General features: G+C 68.7%; 9 protein-coding genes. 4 read left to right on the top strand and 5 right to left on the bottom strand.

All coding sequences use genetic code 11. The annotated features are described in order from the left end of the window. Nucleotides 1-138: 138 nt before the first annotated feature. Nucleotides 139-1,323: an FAD-dependent monooxygenase gene (locus tag ACWIGI_RS13700; protein ID WP_454202708.1), complete on the bottom strand. Its 1,185-nt coding sequence runs from the start codon at nucleotides 1,321-1,323 to the stop codon at nucleotides 139-141. Between the two features lie 104 nt (nucleotides 1,324-1,427). Between ACWIGI_RS13700 and ACWIGI_RS13695 the strand changes: the two genes are divergently transcribed. Both ACWIGI_RS13695 and ACWIGI_RS13690 read left to right on the top strand, forming a co-directional pair. After that, a complete protein-coding gene (locus ACWIGI_RS13695) occupies nucleotides 1,428-2,165 on the top strand; it encodes a TetR/AcrR family transcriptional regulator (protein ID WP_454202707.1) in 738 nt (245 codons plus the stop codon). A 90-nt stretch (nucleotides 2,166-2,255) separates the two neighbouring features. Beyond that, nucleotides 2,256-2,678, top strand: coding sequence for a limonene-1,2-epoxide hydrolase family protein (locus ACWIGI_RS13690; protein ID WP_454202706.1), 423 nt, complete (start codon nucleotides 2,256-2,258; stop codon nucleotides 2,676-2,678). Nucleotides 2,679-2,939: 261 nt separating this feature from the next. Here ACWIGI_RS13690 and ACWIGI_RS13685 read toward each other — a convergent pair whose 3' ends face one another. The 4 genes from ACWIGI_RS13685 to ACWIGI_RS13670 all read right to left on the bottom strand — a co-directional run bounded on the left by ACWIGI_RS13685 (nucleotide 2,940) and on the right by ACWIGI_RS13670 (nucleotide 6,840). Then, complete coding sequence (locus ACWIGI_RS13685) at nucleotides 2,940-3,797, bottom strand: acyl-ACP desaturase (protein ID WP_454202705.1); 858 nt, start codon at nucleotides 3,795-3,797, stop codon at nucleotides 2,940-2,942. A 229-nt stretch (nucleotides 3,798-4,026) separates the two neighbouring features. Next, a complete protein-coding gene (locus ACWIGI_RS13680; RefSeq protein ID WP_454202704.1) occupies nucleotides 4,027-4,632 on the bottom strand; it encodes an LGFP repeat-containing protein in 606 nt (201 codons plus the stop codon). Nucleotides 4,633-4,840: 208 nt separating this feature from the next. Beyond that, nucleotides 4,841-6,223 (bottom strand): PhoH family protein, encoded by a 1,383-nt coding sequence (locus tag ACWIGI_RS13675; protein ID WP_454202703.1) that lies wholly within the window; start codon nucleotides 6,221-6,223, stop codon nucleotides 4,841-4,843. Nucleotides 6,224-6,465: 242 nt separating this feature from the next. Beyond that, nucleotides 6,466-6,840, bottom strand: a complete 375-nt coding sequence (locus tag ACWIGI_RS13670; RefSeq protein ID WP_454202702.1) for a DUF488 domain-containing protein — start codon at nucleotides 6,838-6,840, stop codon at nucleotides 6,466-6,468. A 21-nt stretch (nucleotides 6,841-6,861) separates the two neighbouring features. Here ACWIGI_RS13670 and ACWIGI_RS13665 point away from each other — a divergent pair, with 21 nt between their 5' ends. Then, nucleotides 6,862-7,134 carry a hypothetical protein gene (locus tag ACWIGI_RS13665; protein WP_354989137.1) on the top strand — a complete coding sequence of 91 codons (273 nt, stop codon included), beginning with the start codon at nucleotides 6,862-6,864 and terminating at the stop codon, nucleotides 7,132-7,134. Nucleotides 7,135-7,206: 72 nt separating this feature from the next. Further along, nucleotides 7,207-7,533 (top strand): glutaredoxin family protein, encoded by a 327-nt coding sequence (locus ACWIGI_RS13660; protein ID WP_454202701.1) that lies wholly within the window; start codon nucleotides 7,207-7,209, stop codon nucleotides 7,531-7,533. Nucleotides 7,534-7,670 lie beyond the last annotated feature (137 nt).

The raw sequence follows: 7,670 nt of genomic DNA, 5'->3' as shown, positions 1-7,670 counted from the left end.
TTTTTTTCTTTTTGTTCGGCATTCGCTAATATCATGTTGGGGCGTTTATGGCTATTGATATCTTTTTGCGGGGGTTGTTCTTTTGTTTGACGAAAGTCCCCATATCCACGCCCGCATTCGAGTGACCCGCACGCACAATCACTTCACACCCAGTATTTCGGCATAATTCTTCAACTCGATGTCATTCTTCGAATTCTCGGCCGACGCGGCCATCACGCCGAACCAGCGTGAATCCAAGAACCAATTCCGCACACGCAGTCCCAGCGCGGTCTTCGGCGCCAGGAAGCGTCCCGGATGCGCACCGTCGGACATCCTGCGGTAGCGCGCCATCATCTCCTGGTACCGCGCGAAGGCCACGGTGTGGTCCCCGCCCGCGACGGCCAGTTCCCCGGCCAGCACGTACGCGCCGACCACCGCGAGCCCGGTTCCGAAGCCCGCCAGGGTGTTTCCGTAGCCCGCGTCGCCGAGCAGCGCGACCCGGCCCCGGACGAAACTCTTCATGCTCACCTTGCTGATCGAGTCGAGGTAGAAGCCGTCCAGCCCCGGCAATTCGGCCAGCATGCCCGGCACCTCCCAGCCCATCCCCGCGAACTTCTCGGCCACGATGCGCCGCTGGGCGTCCACGTCTGCCCGGTCGTAGTCCAGGCGCGGTGAGGCGAACAGGTACATCTGCCCGGCCTTGGACCCGCCGGTGACCGCCAGGCGGCCGGGCACGTTGTGCGCGTACGAGATCGCGCGCTCGCGGTTCCCCGCCTCGGCGCTCTCCCAGTGCGAGGCGCCGGCGATGCAGTAGTAGTAGCCGCGATGCCGCACGTAGTCGGCTTCGGGACCGAACGCGAGCGCGCGGACCCGCGAATGGATGCCGTCGCAGCCGAAGACCAGATCGAAGGTCCGGGCGGGCGCGTGCGCGAACTCGACGTGCACGCCGTCGGCGGTCTCGGTCAGCGCGGTGACGGTGTCGCCGAACAGGTATCGGCAGTGCGCCGCGGTCCGCTCGTACATGACCTCGGCGAGATCGCCGCGCAGGATCTCGAGATCACCGCCGGTGAAATCGCCGGAGATGCCGGCCTGCCGCACACCGTCGGCGTCGACGATCACCATGTCGGTCTTGCCGGTCTGCCGGGCGCGCAGGTCGTCCAGGATGCCCATGCGCTCGAGCACGGTCATGTGCGTGTGCCCGGTGAAGTCGATGGCCTGGCCGCCGGCGCGCGGGGCGGGGGCCTGTTCCACGACGGTGACGTCGAAGCCGTAGCGGTGCAGCCAGTAGGCCAGGGCCGGGCCCGCGACGCTCGCGCCGGAGATGAGAACGGTGGTGTTGCGCATGATCGGGACCCTCTCAATAACTGTGTCCATAGGACGCTATTTCACAATCAGCGTATGCTGGACGCAGTTCACCGTCAAGCGCCGAATCCGGAAGGACGCCGACCATGGCCGGACCGACCACCGTCGAACTGCTCTGGGGCCTGCCGCAGCCACCGCGGCGCGGACCCAAGCCCTCGCTCACGCTCGAGCGGATCGTGGCCGAGGCGATCGCGCTGGCCGACACCGAGGGACTGGCCAATCTGGCCATGGCCCGGCTGGCCGAACGCCTCGGCTGCGCGAAGATGGCGCTGTACCGGTACGTGCCCGGCAAGGGCGAGCTCACGGCGCTGATGCTGGACACCGCGTTCGGGCCCGCTCCGGAACCGGTGATCGTGGACGCGACCTCCCCGGAGCCGTGGCGCGCCTACCTGACCTCGTGGGCGGAGACGGCCTTCGAGCGCTATCGCGCCCACCCCTGGGCCCTGGAGCTCACCCCCGGCGTGCGCCCCATGGGTCCCAACGAATTGAGCTGGCTGGAAACGGCTCTCACCGCGCTGGCGGACACCACGCTCACCGGCCCCGAGCGCCTCGACAGCGTCGTACTGTTGCTCGGCCACGTGCGCAGCCTGATCCAGCAGATCGGCGCCGGCGGTCCGGACGACAACGCCGAAGCCGAGCTGGCCCGCGAGATCGGCCCCGTCCTGGCCGCCAACGCCGACCGCTTCCCGCACGCCCTCGCGGCCTTCGCCGAACAGTCCGGGCAGGCCGGCCCCGAAGCGCGGCCCGCCCGGAACAACGCCCTGCACTTCGGCATCGACCGCATCCTCGACGGCCTCGCCGCCTACATCGCCGCGGCGGGCTGACAGCGGAATCCGGCGCGAAGGGGGGTGCGAAGTCGAAACGGTGCGGCGCAATCGCTGGGCGCGCAGGGGAAATCCGCTTAGGCTCGATGCATGTCCGACATACCGGAATTGCAGCAGGAAGCGGTCACCACGGTGCGGGAGTTCTTCGCCGCGCTGGAGGTGAAGGCGATCGGCGAGGCGCTCGAACTCGTCGACCCCGCCATCGTCTGGAAGAACACCTCCCTACCGGATGTGCGCGGCATCGACCGCGTGCGCTGGGTCTTCGACCGACTGGCCAACCCCCGCTACGGCTTTCGGGTCGACGTGCACAACATCGCCGCGGACGGCCCGAATCTGGTCCTGACCGAGCGCACCGACTACCTCCGGTTCGGCCCGGTCGAGATCGGGTTCTGGGTGTGCGGCACCTTCGAGCTCGTCGACGGCCGGATCGTGCTGTGGCACGACCACTTCTCCTGGGAGAACCTGCTGCGCGGCACGGTCACGGGCCTGGTCCGCGCGGTCGTCAGCCGCTGACCGGTCCCCGGCGAAAGCACCCCGCCGCCGGACACCCGGGGCAGTCGGCACCGACATCGATCCGGTCGGCGCGGATTGCGAATTGCTCGCCGACCGTGGCACACGCCGGGTGAAGGTCGGAGCCGGGAACGGATTCCCGGCTGCGCACCGAACGTCACCCATGATCGGCGAGCCGACCGCGGGGATGTGGTCACCGGCCCCGGAAATGCGACGACCCGCCCGCGGCGCTCGAGCTGCCGGGGGCGGGTCGGATGGCGCGAATCAGGGGCGCAGGTGGTCCAGCTCCGCGCGGGCCTTCTCGCCCTGCTCGCTGAAGTCGGTGCGGCCGAAGATGTTCCAGCGCTCGAGCAGCGGGGTGAAGACCAGTTCGTTCTGGCGGGCCGGGTCGTAGATGCCCGCCGCGGCCAGCAGATCGTCGCTGTTGGTCCCGTCGGGCAGGTTCACCACCGGCACGCGGAAGTCCGCGACGCGGTCGGCGATGGCGCGCACGGCCTGATCGGGCGCCTGGTCCAGGGCGGCCGAGACCAGGTTGGCGAAGAAGATCGCGTGCAGTTCGTCGTCGGCGGCCAGGCGCTCGGCGATGGTGACCACGATCGGGTCCTCCGACAGCGCGGCGGTGTTGCGGTGCCGCACGGCGGCCGCGGCCTCTTCGAACGCGGAGGCGGCGAGCACGTCGATCAGGTGCATGCCGGGCCGCGAGAAGCCGACGGTCATGTGCTCCATGCGCACCCGCTCGAGGGCGATCGGATCCACCGCACGGGTGACCATGAGGTAGTTCCGGATCATGATCTCGTGCCGGTTCTCCTCGGCGGTCCAGCGACCCACCCAGCGCCACCAGGGGCCGGTACGCAGGTACTTCGCCAGTTCGCGGTGGTACGCGGGCAGATTGTCGGCGACCAGCACGGCCACGGTCAGGGCCAGCTTCGAGACGTCACTGAGCTCGGATTGCGCGGGCTCCCAATCGGTTCCGCCGAGGAACTCGAAGTTGCGGCCGTCGTCCCACGGCACGTAGTCGTGGGGCTGCCATTCCGCCGCGACGGCCACGTGGCGCACGAGGTTGGCTTCCACCTCCGGGGCCAGCGATTCCAGCAGTTCGCGGTCGAGGAATTCGTTCTGCACGAGCACAACCTAGCGGCTGCGCCGCGAACGCGGGCATCTTCCCCCCGCATTCGCAACGGCTATGGACCGGCATGTCGAACTGCTATAGCCGCGCGGGCGTGCCGGTCGCCCACGCCACACCCGGGCTGCGAGGCTCTCGACCCGGGCCGATGACGCTTACCGGCCGGACCGGGCGGCGCCGGGGCGCGACGATTCGGGTCCGGGACGCGCGGCCCCGGACCCGTTCCCGCTATTTCTCGGTAATGGTGATGTTGCCGTCCACCCAGCTGATGCTGCCGTCCTCGAACTCGCTCTGCTTGCCGCCCGGAACGGTGGTCTCGTCGCTCGTCGGGTAGCCGAGTTCGCCACCGGGCCCGCCCTGCCCGTCCCACGCCTTGCGAATCTCGCCCCACACCACGTGGGTTCCGGTCTCCGGGCTGGAATAGATGGCCCCGCCCTCGAATTCCTGCATCTTGCCGCCGCCGGGCGCCTCGCGTTCGGGGCCGCGGGGATCGCCGAGCGGGCCGGTCGCGCCGCCGAGTTCGGTGTACTTGGCGAGAAACGCTCCGGCGACCGCGATTTCGCCGCCGTTGCGGGTGGCGATCTTGGTTTCCATGGCGCCGCCGGTGGCGCTGGTCTCCGGCGCGGCGGTGGTCGTCTCCGGCGCGGAGGTGCTGGAGTGATCGTCGTCGTGTTCCTCCGTGGTGGCCGGCGCCGGGGCCATGACGCTGGTGGAGGTCGCGCCGTCGGACTTGAAGTCCTTGTCCTCTTTGTCCTTCGAGCAGCCCGCGACCATGACCGTGATGAGCGCGGCCGCCGCCACGATGCCGGCCGAACGTCGAGCGAAGTGGTGCATATCCATCCTCTCGGTATTTCAGGACGAGACCCGGCAACCGTTCAGCACACCACCACTCCGCGCCGAATCAACAGCCGAGCTGGCATTTCAGTGAAACATACCCTGCGGACTGTGAATCGAAACACATACTACGAATTTGCCCGGCCGGGTGGCGTACCGAAGTACGCCGCCCGACCGGGCAAGAAATCACCTATCGCCTAGCGCGCCGTCACGCGTTCGGCCCGAACTCCTCCAGCATCTCGGTGACCAGCGCCGCGATGGGCGAACGCTCGCTGCGGGTCAGGGTGATGTGCGCGAAGAGCGGATGGCCCTTCAGCTTCTCGATCACCGCGGCCACGCCGTCGTGCCTGCCCACGCGCAGATTGTCGCGCTGGGCGACGTCGTGGGTGAGCACCACCCGCGACCCGCTGCCCAACCGGCTCAGCACGGTGAGCAGCACGTTGCGTTCGAGCGATTGCGCCTCGTCCACGATCACGAAGGAGTCGTGCAGCGAGCGGCCGCGAATGTGGGTGAGCGGCAGCACTTCCAGCATGCCGCGCGCCTGGACCTCCTCCATGACCTCGGGGCTGGCCAGCCCTTCCAGGGTGTCGAAGACGGCCTGCGCCCAGGGCCCCATCTTCTCGCTCTCGCTACCGGGTAGGTAGCCCAGATCCTGTCCGCCGACCGCGTACAGCGGCCGGAACACCACCACCTTGCGATGGGTTCGCCTCTCCAGCACCGCTTCCAGGCCCGCGGTCAGCGCGAGCGCGGACTTACCGGTGCCCGCCCGGCCGCCCATCGACACGATGCCGATGCTCTCGTCCAGCAGCAGATCCAGCGCGATGCGCTGTTCGGCCGAGCGCCCGTGCAGCCCGAAGGCCTCCCGGTCGCCGCGCACCAGTTGCACCCGCTTGTCCGGGGTCACCCGGGCCAGGGCGCTGCCGCGTGCGCTGAGGAGCCGAATACCGGTGTGGCACGGGATGTCCCGGGCCTCGTCCAGGTCGATGACGGAATCGGCGTAGATCTTGTCGACCGTCGCCGACCCGACCTCGAGTTCCACCATGCCGGTCCACCCGGAGGTGACCACGTCCTGGGCGTGGTACTCGTCGGCCTGCAACCCGACAGCGCTCGCCTTGACGCGCAACGGGATGTCCTTCGAGACCAGGACGACCTTCTGCCCCTCGGCCGCGAAATTGAGTGCGCAGGCGAGGATTCGAGAGTCGTTGCTGTCGGTTCTGAAGCCCACCGGCAGCACACTGGGGTCGGTATGGTTCAGCTCCACCTGGAGCGTGCCGCCCGCGGATCCGACCGGGATCCGCTGATCGAGCCGACCGTGTGCCAGACGCAGATCGTCCAGCATGCGCAAAGCCTCGCGAGCGAACCACCCCAGTTCGTGGTGGTGCCGTTTGCCCTCGAGTTCGCTGATCACCACGAGCGGCAGCACCACGTGGTGCTCGCCGAAGCGGGTCAGCGCCCAGGGGTCCGAAAGCAGCACCGATGTATCCACGACAAAGGTTTTCAGTCCTGATTCGGACGACTGCGAGGCGCGAACTCCCTGCCCGGTGGTGCGCGCACCCTCGGCGGAAGTGTTGACGGAGCGTGCATCAGTCACGGTGGGCTCCTTTGCCACCCGCGCGACACCGCGCGAGCGTTCTCGCTGGGCCGGTCGGCCGTTAGGGTCGTAGGACCCGAGGGCCGAGTGCCGGCCCCCTCGCACTGAGTAGCTCAGACACGATCAGGACCTCCCGTACGCGCCACACCTACGCGGCCCGCACCCCCGACGCTACCGCCGAAATCGGTTTCCGGCTGCTCGAGTTGCAGGCGTGTTAGTGAAGATCGGATTAACTGCGTGTCCTACTTCGGCGTTTCGCCCAACTCGCCGAGGAGAACCGGAACGTGGCTGTGCGCCGGATCCTTCACCGCTGTCACCAGCGTGAGTGGTTCCTTCGCGGCCTCGGCGCGCAGGCGCGCCAGCGCCTCTCGCGGCGCGGCGCCGGAAAGTTCCGCGCGGTACCTATTTTCGAATTCGGCTCTGCGCGTGTCCGGATCCGCGTGGTACCACCGCCGCAACTCGTTCGACGGCGTCACGTCCTTGGCCCACTCGTCGATGGATGCCTGCTGTTTGCTGACCCCGCGCGGCCAGAGCCGATCCACCAGCACCCGGCGGCCGTCGCCCGCCTCGGGAGCGTCGTACACACGCTTGACCCGGTACCTCGGTTGCGCTGCCATGGGTCCATTACAGTCGATGGCATGGCCGATACTCGCGATCTCGAGACGCTGTCCACCAAGGAATTGCACGACCGGGCCGTGAAGCTGGCCGTTCGCCATGGTGATGTGAAGTTCCTGTGGGATCTGCTCAAGTCCATTCCGGCCGCCGCGGCCGCCGCGGGCGATCTGGGCGAGAGCGAAGCCGACATCAAGTACGTGCTGCCGATGCTGGACGATTACGCGCACGCGGGCGAGGGCGAGATCGGCGAGGTGCTGCGCCCGATGTACGTGGACTACCTGGCCAAGAATTCCTGAGCACCGCGCGGGGCACGGCTCCCGCGATCCGCGGGGCGGACGGGCCCGGCGCGGCGAACCTACACTCGGGGCATGACCGCTGACGCCATACCGGAGCTCGTCGTGTACCGGCGTCCCGGCTGCCCCTTCTGCGCGCGCCTGCGCACGACCCTCAACCTGCGCGGCATCGTGCACCGCGAGGTGAACATCTGGGAGGACCCCGACGCCGCCGCGTTCGTGCGCTCGGTGGCCGACGGCAACGAGACCGTGCCGACCGTGGTGCTGCGCACCCCCGGGGCGAAGCCCGGCGACTCCGCCGAAAGACATTGGGTGAACCCGAATCCCGGCGAGTTGATCGCGACCGTGAAGGCCGACGCGCCCGCGCTCACCGGCGGGCCGCGGCGGCTGCGCCTGTTCTGAACCGGGCGGGTAGACACCCGGCGACTCCGAGCCCGGCGAACCCGGGCCCGTAACTCGGCGGCCCCGGCCGATCCGGGCCCGCCGCACTCGAAAGAACCGGCCCGGCGCCGGGCGAAAAGAGCCGCGCGGGGGGGTGC

The organism is Nocardia sp. NPDC055321, from assembly GCF_053645575.1.
This window is presented reverse-complemented; position numbering and strand designations above follow the sequence as displayed.

What these genes read in the sequence shown, in the direction of transcription:
- ACWIGI_RS13700 (WP_454202708.1), bottom strand. Translation starts at nt 1,323, where the DNA reads ATGCGCAACACCACCGTTCTCATCTCCGGCGCGAGCGTCGCGGGCCCG.
- ACWIGI_RS13695 (WP_454202707.1), top strand. Translation starts at nt 1,428, where the DNA reads ATGGCCGGACCGACCACCGTCGAACTGCTCTGGGGCCTGCCGCAGCCA.
- ACWIGI_RS13690 (WP_454202706.1), top strand. Translation starts at nt 2,256, where the DNA reads ATGTCCGACATACCGGAATTGCAGCAGGAAGCGGTCACCACGGTGCGG.
- ACWIGI_RS13680 (WP_454202704.1), bottom strand. Translation starts at nt 4,632, where the DNA reads ATGCACCACTTCGCTCGACGTTCGGCCGGCATCGTGGCGGCGGCCGCG.
- ACWIGI_RS13670 (WP_454202702.1), bottom strand. Translation starts at nt 6,840, where the DNA reads ATGGCAGCGCAACCGAGGTACCGGGTCAAGCGTGTGTACGACGCTCCC.
- ACWIGI_RS13665 (WP_354989137.1), top strand. Translation starts at nt 6,862, where the DNA reads ATGGCCGATACTCGCGATCTCGAGACGCTGTCCACCAAGGAATTGCAC.
- ACWIGI_RS13660 (WP_454202701.1), top strand. Translation starts at nt 7,207, where the DNA reads ATGACCGCTGACGCCATACCGGAGCTCGTCGTGTACCGGCGTCCCGGC.